The sequence below is a fragment of the Bacillus hominis genome, assembly GCF_018332515.1.
Taxonomy (GTDB): domain Bacteria; phylum Bacillota; class Bacilli; order Bacillales; family Bacillaceae_G; genus Bacillus_A; species Bacillus_A hominis.
The window spans coordinates 1-554 of record NZ_BOQD01000573.1 but is presented as its reverse complement, the minus strand read 5'-3'; the positions used below and the strand labels follow the sequence as shown (position 1 = coordinate 554).

General features: G+C 31.0%; 1 protein-coding gene. It reads left to right on the top strand.

Features of this window, described 5'->3' with window-relative positions:
• On the top strand, positions 1 to 332 hold a 332-nt coding region (locus KI356_RS27415; protein ID WP_212937031.1), incomplete at its 5' end, for a VOC family protein.
• Positions 333 to 554: the final 222 nt, after the last annotated feature.

Here is a 554-nt window from a genome sequence, read left to right as displayed (position 1 = left end):
TAGCATTCTATGAAAAAGGATTAGGCTTAAAACGTATAGGTGAATTCTACGATCATGAAGGCTATGATGGGATCATGTTCGGTCTACCAGATGAAGAGTATCATTTAGAATTTACAAGACATGTAGATGGAAGTCCATGTCCGGCTCCAACAAAAGATAATTTACTAGTATTTTATATGCAAGAATATAGTGAAATAGAAAAAGTGAGTAAGAGGCTGCATGTAATGGGATACGAAGAGGTAGAGCCAGAAAATCCGTATTGGAAAGAAAAAGGAATTACAATAGAGGATCCAGATGGCTGGAGAATTGTGTTGATGAAAATAGAAGAATAAAGGGTAATGAAACAAATAGGAATAAGGTTTCAAATTTCGATAAGGTAAAAATATATTAGCTTCCTTCTAAGAAATAAAACTAGGAGGAAGTTTTTTTGTTTTTAAGTCTGAAAATTAATATTTGAAAAAATATTATGAAAAGATGTAAAATAAGAACGTATATTCCTATTGGTTTGAGACAGTTGTCTTTAAAGATAAATATAAAACTAGGGAGGTTTTTTT